This window comes from Enterobacter sp. PI-10, from assembly GCF_027947695.1.
GTDB lineage: Bacteria > Pseudomonadota > Gammaproteobacteria > Enterobacterales > Enterobacteriaceae > Enterobacter > Enterobacter vonholyi.
Genome location: NZ_JAJNOG010000002.1, coordinates 820,657 through 843,036, shown reverse-complemented (window position 1 = coordinate 843,036; position 22,380 = coordinate 820,657). Strand labels below are relative to the sequence as shown.

Annotated in this window: 21 protein-coding genes and 3 pseudogenes; 17 read left to right on the top strand and 7 right to left on the bottom strand. The window is 53.8% G+C overall.

The features are described from left to right. The 10 genes and pseudogenes from LRM19_RS08465 to LRM19_RS08420 all read left to right on the top strand — a co-directional run. On the top strand, positions 1-1,042 hold a 1,042-nt coding region (locus LRM19_RS08465; protein ID WP_271368217.1), incomplete at its 5' end, for a type VI secretion system Vgr family protein. Further along, complete coding sequence (locus tag LRM19_RS08460; RefSeq protein WP_271368216.1) at positions 1,035-1,532, top strand: hypothetical protein; 498 nt, start codon at positions 1,035-1,037, stop codon at positions 1,530-1,532. The genes LRM19_RS08465 and LRM19_RS08460, both read left to right, overlap by 8 nt. A 63-nt stretch (positions 1,533-1,595) precedes the next feature. Then, positions 1,596-2,162: a hypothetical protein gene (locus LRM19_RS08455; protein ID WP_271368215.1), complete on the top strand. Its 567-nt coding sequence runs from the start codon at positions 1,596-1,598 to the stop codon at positions 2,160-2,162. A gap of 3 nt (positions 2,163-2,165) precedes the next feature. After that, positions 2,166-2,876: a hypothetical protein gene (locus LRM19_RS08450; protein ID WP_271368214.1), complete on the top strand. Its 711-nt coding sequence runs from the start codon at positions 2,166-2,168 to the stop codon at positions 2,874-2,876. Between the two features lie 258 nt (positions 2,877-3,134). Further along, a complete protein-coding gene (locus LRM19_RS08445) occupies positions 3,135-3,575 on the top strand; it encodes a DcrB-related protein (RefSeq protein WP_111964743.1) in 441 nt (146 codons plus the stop codon). Between the two features lie 3 nt (positions 3,576-3,578). Next, entirely contained in the window at positions 3,579-7,988 is a 4,410-nt protein-coding gene (locus LRM19_RS08440; protein ID WP_271368213.1) for an RHS repeat-associated core domain-containing protein, read from the top strand. A 2-nt stretch (positions 7,989-7,990) separates the two neighbouring features. Continuing rightward, entirely contained in the window at positions 7,991-8,482 is a 492-nt protein-coding gene (locus LRM19_RS08435; RefSeq protein WP_111966187.1) for a hypothetical protein, read from the top strand. 1,005 nt (positions 8,483-9,487) lie between these two features. Next, a complete protein-coding gene (locus tag LRM19_RS08430; protein WP_111966188.1) occupies positions 9,488-9,868 on the top strand; it encodes a hypothetical protein in 381 nt (126 codons plus the stop codon). Between the two features lie 16 nt (positions 9,869-9,884). After that, the gene (locus LRM19_RS08425) at positions 9,885-10,250 is read left to right on the top strand and encodes a hypothetical protein (RefSeq protein WP_111966189.1); all 366 of its coding nucleotides are present in this window, start codon (positions 9,885-9,887) and stop codon (positions 10,248-10,250) included. Positions 10,251-10,349: 99 nt separating this feature from the next. After that, positions 10,350-10,644 (top strand): annotated as a pseudogene (locus LRM19_RS08420) (YciI family protein). 54 nt (positions 10,645-10,698) lie between these two features. Here the strand turns inward: LRM19_RS08420 and LRM19_RS08415 are convergent. Then, a pseudogene (locus LRM19_RS08415) lies at positions 10,699-10,800 on the bottom strand (DUF933 domain-containing protein); the annotation flags it as partial. 2 nt (positions 10,801-10,802) lie between these two features. Here LRM19_RS08415 and LRM19_RS08410 point away from each other — a divergent pair. The 4 genes and pseudogenes from LRM19_RS08410 to LRM19_RS08395 form a co-directional block, all read left to right on the top strand. Then, positions 10,803-11,805: pseudogene (locus LRM19_RS08410) on the top strand (RHS repeat domain-containing protein); the annotation flags it as partial. A 61-nt stretch (positions 11,806-11,866) separates the two neighbouring features. Continuing rightward, positions 11,867-12,430: a hypothetical protein gene (locus LRM19_RS08405; RefSeq protein ID WP_271368212.1), complete on the top strand. Its 564-nt coding sequence runs from the start codon at positions 11,867-11,869 to the stop codon at positions 12,428-12,430. 113 nt (positions 12,431-12,543) lie between these two features. Then, positions 12,544-12,771, top strand: coding sequence for a hypothetical protein (locus LRM19_RS08400; protein ID WP_271368210.1), 228 nt, complete (start codon positions 12,544-12,546; stop codon positions 12,769-12,771). A 12-nt stretch (positions 12,772-12,783) separates the two neighbouring features. Then, positions 12,784-12,969: a hypothetical protein gene (locus LRM19_RS08395; protein WP_271368209.1), complete on the top strand. Its 186-nt coding sequence runs from the start codon at positions 12,784-12,786 to the stop codon at positions 12,967-12,969. Between the two features lie 61 nt (positions 12,970-13,030). On the opposite strand, the gene ychF is transcribed toward LRM19_RS08395, so the two are convergent. Together ychF and pth are read right to left on the bottom strand one after the other, a co-directional pair. Next, positions 13,031-14,125 carry a redox-regulated ATPase YchF gene (ychF, locus tag LRM19_RS08390; RefSeq protein WP_010432886.1) on the bottom strand — a complete coding sequence of 365 codons (1,095 nt, stop codon included), beginning with the start codon at positions 14,123-14,125 and terminating at the stop codon, positions 13,031-13,033. A 126-nt stretch (positions 14,126-14,251) separates the two neighbouring features. Then, positions 14,252-14,836 (bottom strand): aminoacyl-tRNA hydrolase, encoded by a 585-nt coding sequence (pth, locus tag LRM19_RS08385; protein ID WP_023336005.1) that lies wholly within the window; start codon positions 14,834-14,836, stop codon positions 14,252-14,254. Positions 14,837-15,110: 274 nt separating this feature from the next. Between pth and ychH the strand changes: the two genes are divergently transcribed. Then, positions 15,111-15,386, top strand: a complete 276-nt coding sequence (gene ychH / locus LRM19_RS08380) for a stress-induced protein YchH (RefSeq protein ID WP_111965910.1) — start codon at positions 15,111-15,113, stop codon at positions 15,384-15,386. A 122-nt stretch (positions 15,387-15,508) separates the two neighbouring features. Next, positions 15,509-16,567, top strand: coding sequence for a MerR family transcriptional regulator (locus tag LRM19_RS08375; protein WP_115875495.1), 1,059 nt, complete (start codon positions 15,509-15,511; stop codon positions 16,565-16,567). Here LRM19_RS08375 and dauA read toward each other — a convergent pair. The 4 genes from dauA to lolB form a co-directional block, all read right to left on the bottom strand. Beyond that, on the bottom strand, positions 16,553-18,232 hold the full coding sequence (dauA, locus tag LRM19_RS08370; protein ID WP_271368207.1) for a C4-dicarboxylic acid transporter DauA: 1,680 nt from the start codon (positions 18,230-18,232) through the stop codon (positions 16,553-16,555). The two genes, LRM19_RS08375 and dauA, sit on opposite strands and share 15 nt — an antisense overlap. A 124-nt stretch (positions 18,233-18,356) precedes the next feature. Then, positions 18,357-19,304 (bottom strand): ribose-phosphate diphosphokinase, encoded by a 948-nt coding sequence (prs, locus tag LRM19_RS08365; protein WP_003856663.1) that lies wholly within the window; start codon positions 19,302-19,304, stop codon positions 18,357-18,359. Positions 19,305-19,429: 125 nt separating this feature from the next. Beyond that, the gene (gene ispE, locus LRM19_RS08360; protein WP_271368198.1) at positions 19,430-20,299 is read right to left on the bottom strand and encodes a 4-(cytidine 5'-diphospho)-2-C-methyl-D-erythritol kinase; all 870 of its coding nucleotides are present in this window, start codon (positions 20,297-20,299) and stop codon (positions 19,430-19,432) included. Then, positions 20,296-20,907: a lipoprotein insertase outer membrane protein LolB gene (lolB, locus tag LRM19_RS08355; protein WP_047651182.1), complete on the bottom strand. Its 612-nt coding sequence runs from the start codon at positions 20,905-20,907 to the stop codon at positions 20,296-20,298. The genes ispE and lolB overlap by 4 nt, the downstream gene beginning before the upstream one ends. Before the next feature lie 201 nt (positions 20,908-21,108). On the opposite strand from lolB, the gene hemA reads away from it, so the two are divergent. Next, positions 21,109-22,365, top strand: a complete 1,257-nt coding sequence (gene hemA / locus LRM19_RS08350) for a glutamyl-tRNA reductase (RefSeq protein WP_024907067.1) — start codon at positions 21,109-21,111, stop codon at positions 22,363-22,365. The last annotated feature ends 15 nt before the right edge of the window (positions 22,366-22,380 follow it).

Sequence of the window (22,380 nt, the reverse complement as noted above, 5' to 3'; positions counted from 1 at the left end):
GATTGCGCCCGGGCACACCTTCACGTTAACAAACGCGCCGTTCTTCAGCGACAACGGTGAGTATCTGGTCACGGCGGCGGGTTACCACCTCGAAGAGAACCGCTACGCCAGCGGCGAGGGTGAAACTATTCACCGCACCGATTTCACGGTGATCCCGTCGGCGGTGGTCTACCGTCCGGCGCAGGCCACGGCGTGGCCGCGCACCTACGGTCCGCAGACCGCAAAAGTGGTGGGGCCGAAGGGCGAGAGCATCTGGACGGACAAATACGGTCGGGTGAAGGTGAAGTTCCACTGGGACCGCCTGGCGAAGGGCGATGACACCAGCTCCTGCTGGGTGCGCGTGTCGAGCGCGTGGGCGGGCCAGGGCTACGGCGGGGTGCAGATCCCGCGCGTCGGCGACGAGGTGGTGGTGGACTTCATCAACGGCGATCCGGACCGTCCGATTATTACCGGGCGCGTGTACAACGACGCTAGCATGCCGCCGTGGGCGCTGCCGGCTGCGGCGACGCAGATGGGCTTTATGAGCCGCACGAAAGACGGTTCCGTCGACAATGCCAACGCCCTGCGCTTTGAGGATAAAGCGGGCGCAGAGCAGGTGTGGATCCAGGCCGAGCGCAACATGGACACCAGCGTTAAAAACGATGAAACGCACAGCGTCGGCGGGGCGCGCAGCCATTACGTGAAGAAAAATGAACTGCACCGCGTGGAAGCGAATCAGACTCAGGCCGTGAAAGGTGGCACCGAGATCCTGACGGGGAAAGGCAAGCTGGATGCGGCGGTGGAGCAGTACGTCATTGCTTCCGGGACGAAGCTGCGGCTGGTCTCCGGTGAGAGCGCCATTGAGCTGAACGCTAACGGCAAGATTAACCTGATCGGCAAAGAGTTTAACTTCTTCGTGGAAGGGGATGGTTATATCACCACGGGCGGTAAGCTGCATCTGAATACCTCTGGCACCAAGCCGGGCACAACGGCGCCGGGGTCAGGGCATAAAGGGGATATTGATGCGGCGGTGCAGGCAAAATTTACGGCCAAAGATGAGTAAGGCAGGTGCGGTGCTTATCGCGTTACTAACGACGGGAATGGCTGGAGGAGATGCGCAGAAAAAGGATCTTTGGATGTTTATTTCCGGGATGAGTGCATCGCTTAAGACGTTATCCGTTACAACCCTTAGTAACGCGCCGTTATCGTTTAAGATGAGCAGGCAAAATGAATATATCAATTTCTACAATGCCGACGATATCAAACTGGCGGATGGAACGAACATAACCGCAATTGAGTTACGTTTAAGCAAAGATAACGACGGCATGGCGCCTTTACTGAACTTTTCACCCTCCTCAGGTCAATGCATAACGCTTGATACCGTTAAAAAGCACTATCCGCAGCTGAGGTTAACTGATTATCCGCGCGGCCGTTCGGAGAACGAAGTGACCAGCTATACAGCCCTAAAAGATATGAATGGACAAAAGGTGAGCTTCAGCTTCACCGTGAAAAATCCTCACTGTCTGGGTTCAGTCGTCATTAGCGCAGACTAAGAAATACTGCACTCATGTCCTGGCGGTTTCTTCTGGATAATAATTGCAATACACATTCAATAAATGACGATTAACGTGAAAAAACACACGCCGACATTTCTTTTTTCTGCCCTGATGTTTACCTGTCTCGGCAGCAATGTGGTTTTGGCTCAGGTGATGCCTCCCGTTCTGACAAAACGGGATTTTTCTGTGCAGATCAAAGACCAGCCTGTCGCATTGGGCGACAGATGGACGCCTGATATTGCCCGTAAAATTGGCGTGCCGGTGGAAGGCAGTTTTACCGGTGAGGTTCTTTTTGATGGAGTCCAATATAAATTCTTTCAGCATCAAAACGCTGGAGTAGAGATATTCACTTCCAATCTCTGGTGGGATAAAGCTGAACGAAGCGTTGATGATTATATCGTGTCGCAGATTACGCTGACTGCCGAAGAATTCGCAACGCCGCGTGGTGTCCATGTGGGTTCAACGAGAAAGGAACTGAACAGCGCATACGGTACCGGTCAGGTCGACAATGATGCGGGGGAGCAGTGGATTACCTACGAATTGGATAAAGAAGTGCTCTCTTTTGAGATAAAAGGCGGCAACGTTATAAAAATAACGATGAATTACAAAAATGATTCTCAAGAATAATTTATGACCAAAAAATATCTGGCAGTCGTATTGTTCACGGCTTTATTGACAGGCGTCGTTGAAACGTCATCGGCACTTGAATTATCGCAATATAATAAGCTCGATACGGTAGGTCGCATCCTTAACGACAGTGAAGTGACAGACAATCTCAGGACGCTGCTGGGAAATCACTACCAAACCTTTATTGATAACTTTGACGTCTTCGGCGAACCGCATACCACCACAGGTGGAGGATTGTTTGTTGAAGGCTGGCTAAAAGATCTTTATCTGGAGAACGCGTCAGCGCTGGTTATCAATCCTGACGGCAAAATCTTTGCGGCCTGGGTGGTTCCGGAGTCGGACGTAATCCATTACCAATCCTCTGATAATAGCCCGGGTATTAATGTTGATATCCAGCAATGGGCCGCCAGGTTCAATACGATGCAGTTTGCAACGAACAGCCAGTCGAGACCTGCGTTTGACGGGGTTTGGGCAGGCGGCGCAGGCGGACGGGCTGTTCTGGAAATAAAGGGGAGTGAAATGGAATGGCGTCTGGTAACGCCTCCTCAAAAAGGAAATGATTATGCTCCACAGCCCTATACGTTACGTAAAGCCGCTTCGGTTCATCACGCTGAAACCAGAAAACTGGATACCGAAAAGTTCGCTATTTCTCTGATAAACAGGTGCGGTCATTTTGAGAGCGAATGTGACGAGATGGTCTATCTCGGCGTGTGAAAAAGCGATAACAGTACGATCTCCTTAAAGGGAAAAACGTTACGCGACTCCGCAGGTAAAATAATCGGCTCAACGTACAAGAATGGCGAGGTCGCTTATACCGTAACGTACGCCCCCGTGAATCTGGTTGTCAGCAAAGGCAACCATGTTTTAGTCGAGCAGTCAGGACAGTGGCTTAAATAACTATACAGCCAGCCAAAAGGCCAGCATGGATTGGCCTTCTTGTTTCTCTCAATATCAATCATCCCGAGTTCACTTATGAAATACACCCTCCAGGAAGGTTCGTTTTCCCTTTTTCCTGCTGCCTGGCAGGATAACAGCATGAACATTATTCGCGATGACGAAAGCGGGCTGTCCGTGGTGGTCAGCCGCGGCGTGATCCCCGATGGCAGCGACTATGAACAAGAGTTCCACCGCCAGTGGGATGTACTGCGTCCTCAGATGGGTGAGATCGCCCAGAGCGAATTTAGGAACGTAAAGGCCGGGCCTGACGGCAACATTAACGGGCTGGAAGTTGAGACCACGTTTGACCGTAACGGGCAGCGCCTGTGGCAAAAACAGCTGGCCGTGCAGACGCCGGGCAAACCGGTATTGATGATTTTTACCCTCTCGGCACTCAGAGCCTTTACCGAAGAGGACGAGGTGCGCTGGAGCGCGCTTAAGCAGAGTCTGACGCTAAACGACAACCGGAATGTGTAAGGCATGAGCGATAACAACGCGGCCCGTAAGGGCGACGAGATTATTCACTCCAGCATTTTTGCTGACATCACCAGCATTGTGGCGGAAGGTGCCGCCTATGCGGTGATCGGCGCGGCGGTAGGCGCAGCAGCAACCGTAGCGGCGCCATTGCTGGGGGCCGGGGCAGCAGCTGCAGGCGTGGCAGCAATTGGATCCAGCTGTCTGTTAAGCGGCATCATTGGCGGCGTGATGGCGAACGTCGCGGGGATCACCGACGATATCAGCAACGCCGCTGAGGGGTTAGGTAATGCGCTTTTCCCGCCGTCGCCTGCGGGTAAAATCACGACCGGTTCCAGTAACGTTCTCACCAACGCAATCCCCGCCGCACGCGCGGCGGGCACGCTGACGCCCGCAGATACTCCTTCACCTGAGCCGCAGTCGCCGGGCAGCTTTGCCGATTACGCGGGCATGCTGCTTTCTGCCGCCGGACAGTTTGGCAGCGAAATGTGGCAGCCGAGCGTGGCCTCTGCCGCTGCCGGAACCTCGCCGATGGAAGAAGACAAGGTGGCGTGCGAAAAGCACTCCGGGCCGCAGTATCTGGCGGAAGGCTCTAAAAGCGTCTTCATCAACGGGCAGCCCGCGGTGCGTGCGAAAGATCGCACCACCTGCGAAGGTACCGTGTCCGACGATGTTTCCCCGAACGTAATCATCGGCGGGGATACGCTCACGGTTCGCGATATCAAAAGCGGTAAAACGCCGGGTCTGGCGCTGGGGATGATTGCGCTCTCCCTGCTGCGCGGGCGTCCGGGCAAGATCCTGAAAAACATGCCCTGCGCGCTGGCGGCGGCCGGCGGCGGGATGCTGGCCGATATGGCCGTCAACGCCGTGTTTGGCTCATCGCACCCGGTTCACGCCGCCACCGGCGTGAAGGTGCTGAATGACGACGACGAACTCGACTTCTCGCTGCCGGGGCGCTTCCCGCTTCGCTGGCAGCGCAGCTACAACAGCCTGACCACCCGCGAAGGGCTGTTTGGTCTGGGCTGGGCAACCACTTTTGACAGCTACCTGGCGCTGGAAGAAGACAACGCGACCTGGTTCGACGAAACCGGACGCGAGCTGAGCTTCGAGCTGCCGCCGGTCGACCGGGCATTTTACAGCATCAGCGAAGGCATTATTATCCGCCGCAACGAGAGCGGCGACGTGGCGATTGCTGACGATGACGGCGCGGTGTGGCGTCTGTATAAACCAACCCGGGCGAACCCCTCCATCCTGCGTCTGGCCTCCCTCAGCGACGAATACGGCAACGCGCTGCTGACGGAGTGGGACGAGCACGGCAGGCTGACTGGTATTCACGACGAGCCGCGGGCAATCGACGTCACCCTGCGCTATGACGATGAACGTTTCCCGCAGCGCGTGACCGCAGCCAGCCATTTCGACGGCAACCAGACCTGGCCGCTGATGCAGTGGGGCTACGACGCGCGCGGCCAGCTGGCGAGCGCGACGGATGCCTCAGGCGTGGTGACGCGTGAATACCGCTACAACGACCACGGCCTGATGGTCTGGCACCGGATGCCGGGCGGTCTGGAGAGCGAATACCGGTGGCAAAAATTCGACCACTGGCGCGTGGTGGAAAACCGTACCAGCACCGGCGACGGGTGCCGCTTTAGCTACGATTTAGCCGCCGGGCTGACGACCGTCGAGCACTACGATGGTCAGACGCGCCGTCACTACAGGAACGCGCAGAATCTTATTGTCCGCTACGTTGACGAGCGCGGTGAAAACTGGCGCTACGAGTGGGACGAAAACGAGCTTCTCACGCGTCGCATCGATCCGCTCGGCAACGCCGTCACCTTTGTCTACGACGAGATGGGCAACCGGGTGCAGGAGACCGATGCCGACGGCAACACCCGCACCACCACCTGGCTGGAGCACCGCGCGCTTCCTGCGGCCATTATTGAAGCCGACGGCAGCGCCACCCGGTTCTGGTACGACGAACATCACGGGCTCAAGCGCGTAGTAGACCCGATGGGGCAGACGACGCAGCTGCGCCGGGACGAGTTTGGCCAGGTCGTGGAAGAGGTCGATGCCGCTGGCAACAGCCGTTACCAGGAGTACAACGAGGCCGGGCAGATTGTCCGTTCGACGGACTGTTCCGGGCGTATTGCCCGCTATCGCTATCATCCGCTGGGCTGGCTGGTGGCTGAGACTGGCGCCGACGGTGAAGAGACGCGCTACCGCTACGACGCCGCAGGGCGTCCGGTGCAGCTCGATCGCCCGGAAGGCTGGATGGAATCGCTCAAATGGAACGAACGTGGCCTGCCGGTGAAGCATGCGGGTGCTGACGGGAAAGAAAGTGAGTTCAGATACGACGAGGCGGGGCGCTTAACCGCCACCCGTAATACGCAGGGTGAAGAAGTGCGACGCCGCTGGGACAGCCGCGGGCGTCTGATTGCCCTGGAAAACGAGAACGGCGAAGCGTATCAGTTCCGCTGGGGGCCAGACTCGCTGCTGCTGGAAGAGGTGGGGCTCGATGGCGTGGCCTCGCAGTATCGCTATGATGCCTGCGGGCGCACGATTGCGCGCACCTTTGCCGCCGGTCATCCGGAGGCCATCACCCACGTCTTCGCCTGGAGCGCGAGCGGCCAGCTGGTCGCCCGCACCACGCCGGAGGGGCAGACCCGCTACCATTACACGCCGTCCGGGCTATTAAGCCGGATTGGGCTGCATCCTGCACTTGCAGCCGACGCGTGGACCACCGAGGCAGAGCAGGAGCTTGCCTTTGAGTATGACGCGCTCGGTCGCGTGACGCGCGAAGCGGGCGAGCACGGTGAGCTGGCGTGGGAGTATGACACGCTGGGCAACCGCACCTCCGTCACGCTGCCCGATGGTCGCGAGCTCAAGCAGTTTTACTACGGCAGCGGGCATCTGCTCAGCATTGCTCTCGATAAGCTGTCGGTCTCCGACTTTACCCGCGACGAACTCCACCGGGAGACCGGCCGCACCCAGGGGCTGCTGACCACCCGCAGCGAATACGATCGTCTTGGCCGACTGCATCGCCGGGACGTCTTTACCGGCAATGCCCAGCGTCCGTCCCCGCGCCGCTGGTCCCGCCGCTGGGACTACGACTATCGCAATAACCTGGTGCGGGAAGAGCGGGACGATAACCCGTTCAACTGGTACCGCTGGCAGTACGACAGCGCCGGGCGCCTGCTCGTTCAGGACGGCACGCTGCCCGGCCAGGAGCAGTGGCGCTGGGATGCTGCCGGTAACCCGCTGGAAGGATCTGCTGAGAAGGTCACGCACAACCGCCTGACGCAGCTGAACGGCATTCGCTGGCGGTATGATATCCACGGCCGCACCGTGGAGAAGGATAACGGCCAGACGCGCTGGCACTACCGCTACGACGGCGAACATCGCCTGACGGAAGTCATCAGCCAGCCGCGGGATCGCAACAAGCCGCAGACGCAGGTCAGCTTCCGCTACGATCCGCTCGGGCGACGCATCAGTAAAACGCGACGCCAGATGCTGGGCGGACAGCCAACCGGCAAGCCGGTCACCACCCGGTTTGTCTGGGAAGGGTTCCGCCTGCTGCAGGAGGTGCACGGAGATGTGCCGCTGACCTACGTCTACAGCGACCAGGACAGCTACGACCCGCTGGCGCGTATTGACGGTGTGGAAGCGCCGGAGATTTTCTGGTTCCACTGCCAGCCGAACGGCACGCCGGAGCGTATGACGGATGTCGAAGGGCAGGTGCGCTGGGAAGGAGTGAACAGCGCCTGGGGTAAGCTGCTGCGTGAAAGCGAGACGCAGGTATCAGGATATTCTCAGAACCTGCGCATGCAGGGGCAATACCTGGACCGTGAGACAGGGCTGCACTACAATCTGTTCCGGTATTACGACCCGGACTGCGGGCGGTTTACGCAGCAAGACCCGATAGGGCTGGCGGGGGGGATAAACCTTTACCAGTATGCGCCGAATGCGCTGGGGTGGGTGGATCCGTGGGGGTTGAAACCAAGATGTGCACCGACGAAAGCAAATGACCATAATCAGGCTGCTTTCGGAAGGCAGTGGCAAGGTCATGGGGAGTACAAAGGACGCGACTTATGGTCTAACACAATGTTAAAAGAGGGTGATGTCATCTACGGTGGTGCTCCTGGACAATCTGGCTTTTATTTTGATAAGGCAACTCTTGATGCCGCTGGCGGTAGTAGACAAAAATTATGGGAGAGTTTGCAGGTACAGCCACATAGAATTTTTGGATTCCGTAGCAAAATTCAGGCGTACCGTGTAAAACGTGATGCAGTAGCTGGAACAGGACAAGCCTTATCACAAGATCCTGTTGTTTTTGGTCAGGGAGGAGGAACACAATTTTTCCTTTCAAATTATAAAACTGTGCTTGAGCCTATTGGCAAGCCTTTTGATATCGGAATGTAACTATGAATCTTGATGTAGATACAGGCGCTTTTTTCTTCAATAAAATACTCACCCTGACACCATTTACAATCAAAAAAGAAATAATGAATAATGATAATTTAAATTGGGAGGCTTGGCCAGATAAGGGATGTGAAACAGTCTCCTATAGAGCTATTTTTAACATAAAAGGAAACGCGCATGGTGATATTTATTTGATAGTTAATTTTATTCAACCTAATGATGAAAATGCTATTATTGGCAGTTGGAGTTTCGCACCTTATAAATTAATCGATGGAGAACAAAAAAAACCGGAGGGGAAAGTTACAAAAAAATTAAGGGATTGGTTCAAAGATAAAACGAATGTTGATCTCCCAGTTCATGGAGCATGGGGCCATATAAATGCGGCTTATGACCACTGGAATTGTTCAGGTGCAATTTATTGTAATTATCGTTCTGGTTTTAGAGATGAAAAATCCTGGAAGGATTATTGCAGATGGAATAATATAAAGTTATGAATTGTCTGCGTATGGGTGTAAAAATACTCGCAATTATTTAATTATGCGGTGTAGAAAATCACATCGGGTAAATAGAATTGAAATTGACCCTGTGGGAGGCCATTTCGTCATGCCAAAGACAGTTGCCAATAAAAATTAACTAAACAATTGTAGTATTCCAAAAGCTAAAAATGTCAGATTTAAATGTAATTATTTTTTATAATCATCTAAGGCTTTATGTTAATAATCGTTCAGGGTTGCGAGTGCCAACCGGAAATTAATTCAGTAAAAAACTTGTCTGATTGGCAGAAAGAATCACTAAACTGGACACTCCTGATACCACGGAAAGAGACATGATTAGGTGGAACTTTGAGTGGTGGCGGGTTTCAGTCTCATATGAGAAAAAGTCATTTAATCATGGGATATATATGGTTTGGAATACAACGTAGTCACTTCCAGACAAGGTGGTTTAGATATGTTAGAAATGAACCTTGATGTTCACAATGGTTTTGTGGCAATTAACAACCACCCCCTCCAGTTAAAAGATGTTGATACTTTTAAATATTCCATATTTTACAAATCCTTCTCGCCATTTACTTCGATAGGTCCTTTTATTTCTCTATCGATAATATTAAATGGAAAGATCAAGTTTTCATTTTGGAACTGAGGCCTTCAGTATTTTCTTTTTCCCCATCAATATTCCTTACTAGTAAGGATGGAAGTTTTTATAAAACTCTAGATGATTGGGATAAAAGGGCTAATCTGAGTAATTTATCGGAGGAGCGGCAGCGTTTGACAGCATGGGTTGAGAATGAAATAACCTCGAACCCTAAACTTAAAATTACAACCCCACCATATGGAATTCACTGGGTGCATGAATGGGGAAGTATTGTTGTGCAGTCTAATGAAAAAAGCTTCGATTGTGGTATTTATATCGAATGGAATGTTTGACATAAATACTGTTATTAATTAATAAAATCCCTCATTTTTCTTCTCGTCTTACTTTTTTATTAATAAGCTCAAAAAATGAAAATAACTAATCGACTAAAAAAGAAGTTATTAGTCCTCGATGGCATTGACAATGATTTCATAGAGTATGGAAAGGAAATAGCATGCCCTGAATGCGAGGGAGTAATAGTCTATTCTATCGTAAACTCATATGATTTTGACACGCTCACTGAAGAGGTAAAATGCTTTTTGGTAAAGAAAATGAGAGGTGTGAAGCTTGTCAGTGAACATAAGAAATATAGCTATGACGATAGCCAATTAGATGTTTCGAAAAATACATGTACAAAGTGTTTGAAAGAGTTTTCTACTGTATTAACGTATAAAGAAGTGCAGCCAGCCCGATACCGGGTATATCTTGTGGGGCTTTTTGAAGGTGATTTGAAACAGATCAAACTTTAAAAGTTGAGGTTTACCAATGATTGAAAATCTCATTTGTATTAAAGAAAATGACCTGCTTCAATGGGCGCGTGGCGAAAGTAACATACTGGTTAGTATGCCATTTTTAGACTATGCAATGGTCGACTCAACACGCCAGTTAGTCTTTGTGTTAAGCAAGCCAAAGCCATTACCAACCGTTTTGACCATCTTCAATGCGCAGGGCAAAAAACTATTTTGGTCAGCACCTCCTGAAGGCGCATTTTTCTATTACTTAACCTTCAACCTGTCAAAGGAAGTGGTTGTGGTCTGTAGCTATGCGGAAAAGCAAAACGGCTGGCATGATTGGTTTTATTCCTGGGATATGAAGCGTAATGCTTTGTCTCAATTGGGCCCTGCGTATTAACATCAAAAGCGCCAAAAAACGATAACAATAACCGGTAGCCAAAGAGGGCCGCATAAGCAGTTCCAACAAGCGGTTTAAAACTGAACTGAGTGGCAAAGGATGAGCACGGTTTACATTGTCATTTTGACCTATATAAAAACACACGAAGAAATCGACGCAGCGAAACCTACTCATGTGGAGTGGCTAAAAAAGGGGGTATGCAGAGGGGATATTTCTGGCATCGGGTAGACGGATCCCAAGGACCGGTGGAGTCAGACTCGCTAAATGTGAGAGTCTTGCCTCTCTTGAAGAGCGCTTGCGCGAGGATCCTTTTTAGAGGTTAAAACTTGCGACTGCTGAAATCATTCCCTTTGAACCCAGCATGAAAACCGAACTCCTGGAAAATGTGTTTTAACCCCGCAATAAAAAAATCCACGCCAAAGCGTGGATTTTTTTCATTCAAAACAAATCAAACGTTAAACAGGAAGTTCATCACTTCGCCATCTTTAACGATGTAATCTTTCCCATTCGCATGCATCTTGCCTGATTCTTTCGCGCCTTGCTCACCTTGTTCTCAATAAGCTGTCGGTCTCCGACTTTACCCGCGACGAACTCCACCGCGAGACCAGCCGCACCCAGGGGCTGCTGACCACCCGCAGCGAATACGATCGTCTTGGCCGACTGCATCGCCGGGACGTCTTTACCGGCAATGCCCAGCGTCCGTCGCCGCGCCGCTGGTCCCGCCGCTGGCAGTACGACAGAGCCGGGCGCCTGCTCGTTCAGGACGGCACGCTGCCTGGCCAGGAGCAGTGGCGCTGGGATACTGCCGGTAACCCGCTCGAAGGGGCTGCTGAGAAGGTCACGCACAACCGCCGTACGCAGCTGAACGGCATTCGCTGGCGCTATGACATCCACGGCCGCACCGTGGAGAAGGATAACGGCCAGACGCGCTGGCACTACCGCTACGACGGCGAACATCGCCTGACGGAGGTCATCAGCCAGCCGCGGGATCGCAACAAGCCGCAGACGCAGGTCAGCTTCCGCTACGATCCGCTCGGGCGCCGCATCAGCAAAACGCGCCGCCAGGTGCTGGGCGGACAGCCAACCGGCAAGCCGGTCACCACCCGGTTTGTCTGGGAAGGGTTCCGCCTGCTGCAGGAGCAGCACGGAGATGTGCCGCTGACCTACGTCTACAGCGACCAGGACAGCTACGACCCTCTGGCACGTATTGACGGTGTGGAAGCGCCGGAGATTTTCTGGTTCCACTGCCAGCCGAACGGCACGCCGGAGCGGATGACGGATGTCGAAGGGCAGGTGCGCTGGGAAGGGGTCAACAGCGCCTGGGGCAAGCTGCTGCGGGAAAGCGAGACGCAGGTATCAGGATATTCCCAGAACCTGCGCATGCAGGGGCAATACCTGGACCGTGAGACAGGGCTGCACTACAATCTGTTCCGGTATTACGACCCGGACTGCGGAAGGTTTACGCAGCAGGACCCGATAGGGCTGGCGGGGGGGATAAACCTTTTACCAGTATGCGCCGAATGCGCTGGGGTGGGTGGATCCGTGGGGGTTAACTCCTGAAGATCTGATTCGCTACCGCCCACACGATTCTCTTGTAAGCAATTATAGGGGGAAAGATGAACATAAAAAATGCAGTCCAAGACTTTGTTAGCAAATTCAAAATGAATGATTTAAATATGGGAGAGATAGACTATACAGACGATGAAAATGAAACTTCTTTTCCAGTGAGTTTAAATGGCGAAATTCGTTTTTTTTATAGCCATTTGATTTTAAATGACCACCCAACATTTGATGGTACTTTCTTTATACAGATTGTTGAGCCCCAAGAGCTTAATGAAATGTTATCAGGCTGGCGAGTTCAAAATGACATGACCTGGCGCGATGAATATATAATCTTTGCTGAAAGAAATGGAGATGTTCTTTTTTGTGATACCCAAAATATTACATCTCCTGTTTATGGTAGTATTCAAAAAAGAAATTTCATTATTTCCAATTCGTTAGCCGACTTTTTGGATGCTTTTTGTTCTGCCATTGAGATAGAACAAAGTAAATATGATGGTGATGCTACAGATGATGATTTTAATTTCAGAGAGGACTTTCTGGAAGATATCGATTTAATGCTAAAAAGCAAGCTTAAGGATGTTGAGGCAGAAGCTTTTAAATATTTCTTTTTTGGTTAGTAACAATAAAAACTTACTCTTTTAGAGACCTCCATGCTTCTGAAGGCATTTATTGCTTATATCCCTTTTATATAAGCAAGGAGGTCTCTTTTCGAATGATAATGAATAAATATATGAAAAACGTATGCTATAAATTCGATGAAAAAAGAGTTACATCTCTTGTAGAAAAAGGAAACGAGTTTCACGACAACCAAAAATACGCCGAAGCTTTAGAGCAATACCAAAAAGCCTGGCAAGCTCTTCCTGAGCCAAAGTTTGAATCGGAATTTGCTAACTGGATCGCTGCGTGCATGTACAGCGCTTACTTTGATCTTGAGGATTACGATGAGGCGAAGAAATGAGGAGAGACGACTTTGCGCACACGTGGATCGGATATAGACACCGCACCATCAATCGACCTCGGCATGGTCTGTTACGAGTTGAATCAATTCGATGAAGCGTATAAATATTTCAACGATGCTTATAACTACGGCAAAGAGCGTGCGTTTCAGGATAGACCTAAAAAATACCTTGAGTTCTATCTGCACAAGAAGGCGTAAAATCGGTAATTTATGAAAAAAAATCCACGCCAAAGCGTGGATTTTTTTCATTCAAAACCAATCAAACGTTAAACAGGAAGTTCATCACATCGCCATCTTTAACGATGTAATCTTTCCCTTCCGCACGCATCTTGCCTGCTTCTTTCGCGCCTTGCTCACCCTTGTAGGTAATAAAGTCTTCAAACGCGATAGTCTGCGCACGAATAAAGCCTTTCTCGAAGTCGGTGTGGATCTTACCGGCCGCCTGAGGCGCGGTCGCACCTACAGGGATCGTCCACGCACGCACTTCTTTCACGCCAGCGGTGAAGTAGGTCTGTAGATTCAGCAGCTCATAGCCTGCGCGAATTACGCGGTTCAGGCCCGGCTCTTCCAGACCCAGCTCGGCCATGAACTCTTCACGGTCGGCATCGTCCAGCTCGGCGATGTCGGATTCAACGGCAGCGCACACGGCAACAACCACAGAACCTTCCGCCGCGGCGATTTCACGCACTTTGTCGAGGTAAGGGTTGTTCTCGAAACCGTCTTCGTTAACGTTGGCGATGTACATGGTCGGCTTCAGGGTCAGGAAGCTCAGGTATTTGATCGCCGCCTTGTCTTCTTCAGTCAGGTTTTTCAGCGCGCGCAGCATGCCGGCGTTTTCCAGCTGTGGCAGGCATTTTTCCAGCGCAGCCAGTTCCGCTTTCGCGTCCTTGTCGCCGCCTTTGGCTTTCTTCTGCACGCGGTGAATCGCGCGTTCGCAGGTGTCGAGGTCAGAGAGCGCCAGCTCGGTGTTGATAACGTCGATGTCGTCAGCCGGATCCACTTTGTTGTTAACGTGGATGATGTTGTCGTTCTCGAAGCAGCGCACAACGTGGCCGATCGCTTCGGTTTCACGGATATTGGTCAGGAACTGGTTGCCCAGGCCTTCACCTTTGGATGCGCCTTTTACCAGGCCCGCGATGTCTACGAATTCCATAGTGGTTGGCAGAATGCGCTGCGGCTTCACGATTTCCGCGAGCTGATCCAGACGCGGGTCCGGCATTGGCACAACGCCGGTGTTAGGTTCGATGGTACAGAACGGGAAGTTCGCCGCTTCGATACCCGCTTTGGTAAGCGCGTTAAACAGGGTGGATTTGCCCACGTTTGGCAGACCGACGATACCGCATTTGAATCCCATTTCTAAATCACCTTAATATCTTGATAATCAATCCGTTAGTCATAACCGATTGATGAAAAGTAAATAACTACGCCTATTATACACGTAACCCGCATGACGCGCGGTAAAAAAGCCGTATCGGGCGGATTATTGCGCTTTAAAAGCGTGCAAGCGGTTTGTCGCTTTGGTTAAGCCGTCTTTCAGCCAGATTTCAGTGCAGCGCGCCGCTTCGTCTACCGCCTCGTCAATCAGTTTCTGTTCGGAAACCGGGGGCTTACCGAGCACGAAACCGACAACTTTGTTTTTATCGCCCGGATGGCCGATTCCCACGCGCAAACGGTGGAAATTCGGGTTATTGCCCAGCTTGCTGATGATGTCTTTAAGACCGTTGTGGCCGCCGTGGCCGCCGCCCAGCTTGAATTTCGCCACACCAGGGGGGAGATCCAGCTCATCGTGGGCGACCAGAATTTCATCCGGATTGATGCGATAAAACGTTGCCATCGCCGCCACGGCTTTACCGCTCAGGTTCATAAACGTGGTGGGTACCAGCAGACGAACGTCCGCGCCTGCAAGGTTGATACGTGAGGTATACCCGAAGAATTTAGGTTCTTCACGCAGGGGCGCACGTAACCGCTCGGCCAGCAGATCGACGTACCATGCACCGGCATTATGGCGGGTAGCCGCATATTCTGCGCCCGGGTTGGCGAGGCCGACAATCAGTTTAATCGTCACGATTCAATTCCTAATGGGTTCCAGATCTGGCGCGTAGTTTACTGTCTGGCGCGCCGCTTGACAAAATTCTGCGTTCGTCGCAGCGAAATACGAATAATTACTTGTTTGAACAATTAGAATTTCAAGCTGTTCAAAGTCTTATTTGTAAACTTTTGTTTGGGAGTTATCTGTAATTGTGATCATTCACGCAACTCATAAAAGGGGCGTTGTCTATACTTTACACACAAGGATTAGGGGCTTTTCCCCTGACAACCCAAAGTTCCGGAGGTGACACATGAAACGCAAAAACGCTTCGTTACTCGGTAACGTGCTGATGGGGTTGGGGCTGTTCGTGATGGTAGGCGGCGTGGGTTATTCCATTTTGAACCAGTTGCCGCAGCTTGATCTCCCGCAATACTTCGCCCATGGCGCGATACTGAGCATCTTCCTCGGTGCGGTATTGTGGCTCGCCGGGGCGCGCATGAGCGGACATGAGGAAGTGTGCGATAAATACTGGTGGGTGCGCCACTACGACAAACGCTGTCGTCGCGACCAGCATAAGCACAGCTAGTGCTGCGATAAAGAACACCGAAACGGCTCCCGAGGGAGTCGTTTTTTTTTTGCATCAGGGGTTGACCCTCACGTAACGTAAGGCTCCAGAGTGGCGCTACTGGCAAAGAAAAAGGAGCAGTTATGTTGATTCAGGTGGGTGAGCTGGCGAAACGTGCCGGGATCACCGTGCGGACATTGCACCACTATGAGCAAACAGGGTTGTTGCTGCCTTCTGCCAGAAGCGCGGCAGGTTACCGGCTTTACAACCTGGCGGATGTCCAGCGTCTGCACATGATCCAGGCGCTGGCAAAAGCGGGGCTGGAACTTGCTGAAATCAGGGATTTCCTGGAACAGGAGTCGCTGTCGTTAACCGAGTTACTCGATGCGCAAATCACGCTGCTGGATAAACAGCTGCGCAGCATACATACGCTGCGCGACCGGCTGGTGGAGCTGCGAGCCGGGCTTCTCGACGATGCGACGCCTGATCTGGAATCCTGGCTACAGACTCTGGAGTTAATGAATATGTACGATCGCTGGTTTAGCAAAGAAGAGTTACAGCAGCTGCCGTTTGCGGTGCAGAAGGATGCGCTGGCGGCTATCTGGTCAGGGCTGGTTGCAGAGGCCAACACGCTGCTGGAGCAGCGCATACCCGCTACGGACGCGCGGGCGATGGATCTGGCGACGCGCTGGATGGAACGCCTGGAGCAGGACACGGCGGGCAAGCCTGAGTTTCTCACCCGGCTGAACGAGATGCACAGCGTTGAACCGCAGATGCAGGCGCAGACCGGCATCACGCCGGAGATGACCGATTACATTACGCGGGCGTTTGCCGAGTCGAAGCTGATTATCTGGGAGAAATATCTTTCTGCCGAGGAGATGGCCTTTACCCGGAAGCACTATTTTGACCGTATGATGGAGTGGCCGCCGCTGGTGGCGAAACTGCATCAGGCGCAGCGGGAAAATATCGATCCTGCCTCGGAGGAGGCGCAAAAGCTGGCTGAAAACTGGCTGGCATTGTTCCAGTCTTACGCGGGCACCAGCCCGGAAACTCAGCAAAAATTTCGCGCTGCCATGCAGCAGGAGCCGCACCTGATGAAAGGAACCTGGATGACGCCTGCCGTGCTTGCATGGCTCCAGCAGGCGATCGGAGTGATGATGCAGAGACGTTTCTCTGCATCAGATAACTCACATATCCGCTAGCGCGGCTTCACGGTTAGGATAGAAGGAGAGTCGGCCAGGGATAGGCTGGACACCCGCACGGGCCATGGTGCGCAGGGGCTGGAATTCCAGATTACTCACCCGCAGCTCGCAGCCTTCCGGCAGACGTTTCACAAAGCGCTGGAAGGCATCCAGGCCGCCTGCATCCAGCACCGGTACGGCATCCCATTTCAGCACCACAACCCGTTTGCCCGCGATGCGGGACTCCAGATCGCTGAACAGACCTTCCGCCGCGGCGAAGAACAGCGGGCCAATCACGCGCAGCACCAGCACATCGTCAGGCACCTCGACGTTTACCGGGGAAAGGCGCGTCATCTGCGCGATACGGCGCATAAACAGCAGGGAAGCCAGCACGATCCCGACGCTGATGGCGATAACCATATCGAACAGCACGGTCAGCGACATGCAGATCAGCATCACGATGATGTCGTCTTTCGGCGCGCGACGCAGCAGGTTCACGACCTTATGCGCCTCGCTCATGTTCCAGGCCACCATCAGCAGCAGGGCGGCCATGGCGGAAAGCGGTAGCCAGGAGAGCAGCGGGGCAAGGATCAGCAGGGCAAGGATCACCAGCACGGAGTGGATAACCGCCGAAACGGGTGACGTTGCACCCGCGCGCACGTTGGCCGCAGAGCGGGCGATGGCAGCCGTTGCGGTAATACCGCCAAAGAACGGCGCGACGAGGTTCCCCAATCCCTGACCGACCAGTTCGCTGTTAGCTTTGTGCTTGGTGCCGGTCATGCCGTCCAGAACGACGGCGCAGAGCAGGGATTCAATCGCTCCCAGCATCGCCATCGAGAACGCGGCGGGAAGCAGGGCGCGCAGGGAATCCCAGCTTAGGGTAAAGCTGGAGCCGGGCATGTCCCACGGCAGCACCAGCTGCGGTAACAGTTGTGGAATGCCGCTACCCTGTGAGCCGTCTGCCAGAACATAGTGGAACTGCGAGCCGATAGTCGCGACATGACCACCGAACATATTGACGATGGCCATCACCGCGCAGCCCAGCAGCAGCGCGGGCAGGTGACCCGGCAGACGGATACCCAGACGAGGCCAGACGATCAGCGTGCCCAGCGTCACAATCCCAATGGCGGCGTCGCCCAGGTTCGCAGTTGGCAGCGCCATAAACAGCGCCCCCACTTTTTGCAGGTAGTGCTCCGGTACGTGGGGCATCTGCAGGCCGAGGAAATCCTTGATCTGCATGGTTCCGATGGTGATACCAATCCCAGAGGTGAACCCCAGCGTCACGGAAAGGGGAATGTACTCAATCAGGCGACCAAAGCGAGCCACGCCAAACAGAATCAAAAAGACGCCGGACATCAGGGTGGCGACCAGCAGGCCTGCCAGACCAAACTGTTGCGAAACGGGGTAGAGGATCACCACAAAGGCGGCAGTCGGGCCGGAGACGCTGAAGCGCGAGCCGCCCGTCAGGGCAATGACGATCCCGGCAACGGCCGAGGTGTACAGACCGTACTGCGGCGCAACGCCGCTGCCAATTGCCAGCGCCATCGCCAGCGGGATGGCGATAATGCCGACGGTGATCCCGGCAATCAGGTCACGGACAAAGCGTGACGAGGTGTACTTCTCTTTCCAGCAGGCGTCGATGAGGGCGCGAAAGGGCAGAACATGTGAGGAGGCTACGTTTTTCACAATTATCTATCATCCGTATGCGCATCATCTGTCATATGAATGGCAGGTGAAGGAGGCATTAATCATACAAATAAAACCCGGAGACAAAAAAACCCGCCGCAGCGGGTTTTTCGGCCGTGTTCGATTAGTGTTCGAACATTGCAGAGATGGATTCTTCGTTGCTGATACGACGAATCGCTTCGGCCAGCATCCCGGACAGGGTCAGGGTACGCACGTTTGGCAGTGCCTTGATCTCGTCGCTCAGTGGGATGGTATCGCATACTACAACTTCGTCAATGACGGAGTTGCGCAGGTTGTTTACCGCATTACCGGAGAATATCGGGTGAGTCGCGTACGCGAACACGCGCTTGGCACCACGCTCTTTCAGCGCTTCAGCTGCTTTACACAGCGTACCGCCGGTATCGATCATGTCGTCGACCAGCACGCAGTCGCGGCCAGCCACGTCACCGATGATGTGCATCACCTGAGAAACGTTAGCGCGCGGACGACGTTTGTCGATGATCGCCATGTCGGTATCATTCAGCAGCTTAGCGATAGCACGGGCACGTACCACGCCGCCGATGTCCGGAGAAACCACGATTGGGTTATCCAGGTTCAGCTGCAGCATGTCTTCCAGCAGGATTGGGCTGCCGAATACGTTATCAACCGGGACGTCGAAGAAGCCCTGGATCTGCTCAGCGTGCAGGTCAACGGTCAGTACGCGGTCAACGCCGACGCTTGACAGGAAGTCAGCGACAACTTTAGCGGTAATTGGCACACGCGCGGAACGGACGCGACGGTCCTGACGTGCATAGCCGAAGTAAGGGATTACAGCAGTGATACGGCCTGCGGAAGCGCGACGCAGAGCGTCGACCATAACAACCAGTTCCATCAGGTTGTCGTTCGTTGGAGCACAGGTGGACTGGATGATGAAAATATCACCACCGCGTACATTTTCGTTAATTTGTACGCTGACTTCGCCGTCGCTAAAGCGACCTACGGCGGCGTCGCCGAGGGAAGTGTACAGGCGGTTGGCAATACGTTGTGCTAGTTCCGGGGTGGCGTTACCAGCAAAAAGCTTCATATCAGGCACGAGAAGAACCTCAGGCATGCGTCCAGTGGTGGATAGCGTTCGCCGTAAACTGTGCGGGCCAGGCAAAGGCTATCCAGGCGGTGTATTAAAGAGCGCGATGCAACGTCTGGAACAGGGTGACGTTGTCACCGAAACTCAGTCTGCGCCAGAATGGCCTGCTGTAGGGGGGAGGTGTTCATCCCACGTGCTACAAAACCATGCAGCCAAACCGGCGCTTGCTCAAGCACCTGACGAGCGGCGGATTCGGTGTCAAATTCAGCAAAGACACAGGCTCCTGTACCAGTCAGGCGCGACGGCGCGTATTCTAACAGCCAGGAAAGCACCGCATCAACCTCGCGAAAACGTTTTCTTGCGATATCCTCGCAATCGTTGCTGAATTCACAATTTAATAACGTTTCTATTGACCGAACCGGGGTATTCCTTTTCAGGTCAGGATCTTTAAAGATGACCGGGGTCGGAATGCTTACGCCAGGATGGGCAACCAGATACCATTTTTCCGGCGGTTCTACAGGGGAGAGGATTTCCCCCACGCCCTCGGCAAAGGCCGCATGACCGCGCACAAACACCGGGACATCAGCCCCCAGCGTCAAGCCCAGTGCTGCCAGTTCATCCTTCGACAGCCCGCAGCCCCAGAGATGGTTCAGCGCAACCAGCACGGTGGCGGCGTTGGATGAGCCACCGCCCAGACCGCCGCCCATCGGCAGACGTTTCTCGATACGAATATCCGCGCCGCTTCCCGCAGGCAGGCGACCCGATTCCGCTGCGGCTTTCATCAGCAGACGCGCTGCGCGCACAATCAGGTTGTCCTCATGCGCCACGCCTTCGACCGGGGTCAGGAGGCAAATCTGCCCGTCCTGGCGCTGTTCAATGGAGATCGTGTCGCCATAGTCAATAAACTGAAACAGCGTCTGCAGCGTGTGATAGCCGTCAGCGCGCTGGCCGGTAATGTATAAAAACAGGTTTAGCTTTGCCGGAGAGGGCCAGTGGGTCATCATTTAACGATCCAGTTGTCCATTTTCAGCTTGATGCGCTGGCTTCCCTGAGTGAGTTCCATATTCGATGGCAGCGACGGTTTACTCTTACTGTCATAGGCGCTGTACACCACTTTCCAGGTTTTGCCGTTCTGGGTGTAGTTCACCTGGCTCAGACGGTACTGGTCGTCCAGGGTGTAGTCGGTGGCGTCACCCGGCAGGCCCAGGATCCACTGGCGCAGGCTGTTGAGCGGGATAGGCATCCCGGTCAGCTTGCCAATCATCTCTTCGGCATCGGTCGCGGTATAGTGCTGGCCTTTGTTATCGGTGATCTGCGCTTCGCCAGGTTTGGCGATAAGCTCCAGCTCGGTGCTGCCCAGCGGGTTCAGCAGCAGCAGGCGGTAGTTGTCCTGCCCCGTCTGCTGCCAGAAGAAGCGGGCATAAACCTTTTGTTCGTCAGAGAGATAAGCGAAAGCGCCGCGGGTCTGGTACTGGTTCAAATTACGGACGTCCTGCTGGTGCTGACGCCACTGCGGTGAATCAGGGCTTTTGCCCGGGCCTTTTGGTTGGGTGACGGTACAGGCGGTCAGAACCAGTGCTGCCAGCGGCAGCAGGCGAATCAGTCGGGTCATAATGAGGACAAATCCTTGAGATACGTTGCAGTTATGACTGTTAATGCTAGCGTCGAAGGGGGCTACCGTCTACGTTCAAATTATCTCAAAGCGCTGTGTAACCTATTACTCCGAAAGGGGGCTGTCTCTTTTATTGATCTCGCGCATCCTGTATGATGCGTTCTGCTAACCTTATTAACGCTGGTACTACTCCCGCTCAACATGACCCTATTAGCACTCGGTATCAACCACAAAACAGCCCCGGTTTCGCTGCGAGAACGCGTAACGTTTTCGCCGGATACGCTTGACCTGGCGCTGGACAGCCTGCTTGCACAGCCGATGGTGCAGGGTGGCGTGGTGCTCTCGACGTGCAACCGTACCGAGCTCTATTTAAGCGTGGAAGAGCAGGACAACCTGCACGAAGCGCTGATCCGCTGGCTATGCGACTACCACAATCTCAACGAAGACGAGCTGCGTAACAGCCTGTACTGGCATCAGGACAACGATGCCGTCAGCCATCTGATGCGCGTGGCCAGCGGTCTGGATTCGCTGGTGCTGGGCGAGCCGCAAATTCTCGGTCAGGTGAAAAAAGCGTTTGCCGATTCACAAAAAGGGCATCTGAAGGCCAGCGAACTGGAGCGCATGTTCCAGAAGTCGTTCTCCGTGGCGAAGCGTGTGCGAACCGAAACCGACATTGGTGCCAGTGCGGTTTCCGTTGCTTTCGCGGCCTGCACCCTTGCGCGCCAAATCTTTGAATCCCTTTCTACCGTCACCGTGATGCTGGTGGGCGCGGGCGAAACCATCGAACTTGTGGCGCGCCATCTGCGCGAGCATAAAGTGAAAAAGATGATCATCGCTAACCGCACCCGCGAACGCGCGCAGGTGCTGGCGGATGAAGTGGGGGCAGAGGTGGTTGCCCTGAGCGACATCGATGAACGCCTGAAAGAGGCGGACATTATCATCAGCTCTACCGCCAGCCCGCTGCCGATTATCGGAAAAGGGATGGTGGAGCGTGCGCTGAAGTCCCGTCGCAATCAGCCAATGCTGCTGGTGGATATCGCCGTCCCGCGCGATGTTGAACCGGAAGTGGGCAAGCTGCCTAACGCCTACCTCTACAGCGTGGATGACCTGCAAAGCATCATTTCGCACAACCTTGCCCAGCGTAAAGCGGCGGCGGTTCAGGCGGAAACCATCGTTGAGCAGGAAACCAGTGAGTTTATGGCCTGGCTGCGCGCGCAAAGCGTCAGCGAGACCATCCGCGAGTATCGCGGACAGGCGGAGCAGGTGCGTGACGACCTGACTGCCAAAGCGTTAGCGGCCCTTGAACAGGGCGGTGACGCGCACGCAATTATGCAGGATCTGGCGTGGAAACTGACCAACCGCCTTATCCATGCACCAACCAAATCTCTTCAGCAGGCCGCCCGTGACGGGGATGATGAACGCCTGACTATTCTGCGCAACAGCCTCGGGCTGGAATAGCGCCCTATACCCATT

Coding starts and splice junctions, on each gene's coding strand:
- LRM19_RS08445 (WP_111964743.1), top strand. CDS start 3,135: ATGAAATACACCCTCCAGGAAGGTTCGTTTTCCCTTTTTCCTGCTGCC.
- LRM19_RS08450 (WP_271368214.1), top strand. CDS start 2,166: ATGACCAAAAAATATCTGGCAGTCGTATTGTTCACGGCTTTATTGACA.
- ychF (WP_010432886.1), bottom strand. CDS start 14,125: ATGGGATTCAAATGCGGTATCGTCGGTCTGCCAAACGTGGGCAAATCC.
- hemA (WP_024907067.1), top strand. CDS start 21,109: ATGACCCTATTAGCACTCGGTATCAACCACAAAACAGCCCCGGTTTCG.
- LRM19_RS08425 (WP_111966189.1), top strand. CDS start 9,885: ATGATTGAAAATCTCATTTGTATTAAAGAAAATGACCTGCTTCAATGG.
- LRM19_RS08435 (WP_111966187.1), top strand. CDS start 7,991: ATGAATCTTGATGTAGATACAGGCGCTTTTTTCTTCAATAAAATACTC.
- LRM19_RS08455 (WP_271368215.1), top strand. CDS start 1,596: ATGACGATTAACGTGAAAAAACACACGCCGACATTTCTTTTTTCTGCC.
- ispE (WP_271368198.1), bottom strand. CDS start 20,299: ATGATGACCCACTGGCCCTCTCCGGCAAAGCTAAACCTGTTTTTATAC.
- ychH (WP_111965910.1), top strand. CDS start 15,111: ATGAAACGCAAAAACGCTTCGTTACTCGGTAACGTGCTGATGGGGTTG.
- LRM19_RS08460 (WP_271368216.1), top strand. CDS start 1,035: ATGAGTAAGGCAGGTGCGGTGCTTATCGCGTTACTAACGACGGGAATG.
- LRM19_RS08405 (WP_271368212.1), top strand. CDS start 11,867: ATGAACATAAAAAATGCAGTCCAAGACTTTGTTAGCAAATTCAAAATG.
- LRM19_RS08375 (WP_115875495.1), top strand. CDS start 15,509: ATGTTGATTCAGGTGGGTGAGCTGGCGAAACGTGCCGGGATCACCGTG.
- lolB (WP_047651182.1), bottom strand. CDS start 20,907: ATGACCCGACTGATTCGCCTGCTGCCGCTGGCAGCACTGGTTCTGACC.
- LRM19_RS08440 (WP_271368213.1), top strand. CDS start 3,579: ATGAGCGATAACAACGCGGCCCGTAAGGGCGACGAGATTATTCACTCC.
- LRM19_RS08430 (WP_111966188.1), top strand. CDS start 9,488: ATGAAAATAACTAATCGACTAAAAAAGAAGTTATTAGTCCTCGATGGC.
- LRM19_RS08400 (WP_271368210.1), top strand. CDS start 12,544: ATGAAAAACGTATGCTATAAATTCGATGAAAAAAGAGTTACATCTCTT.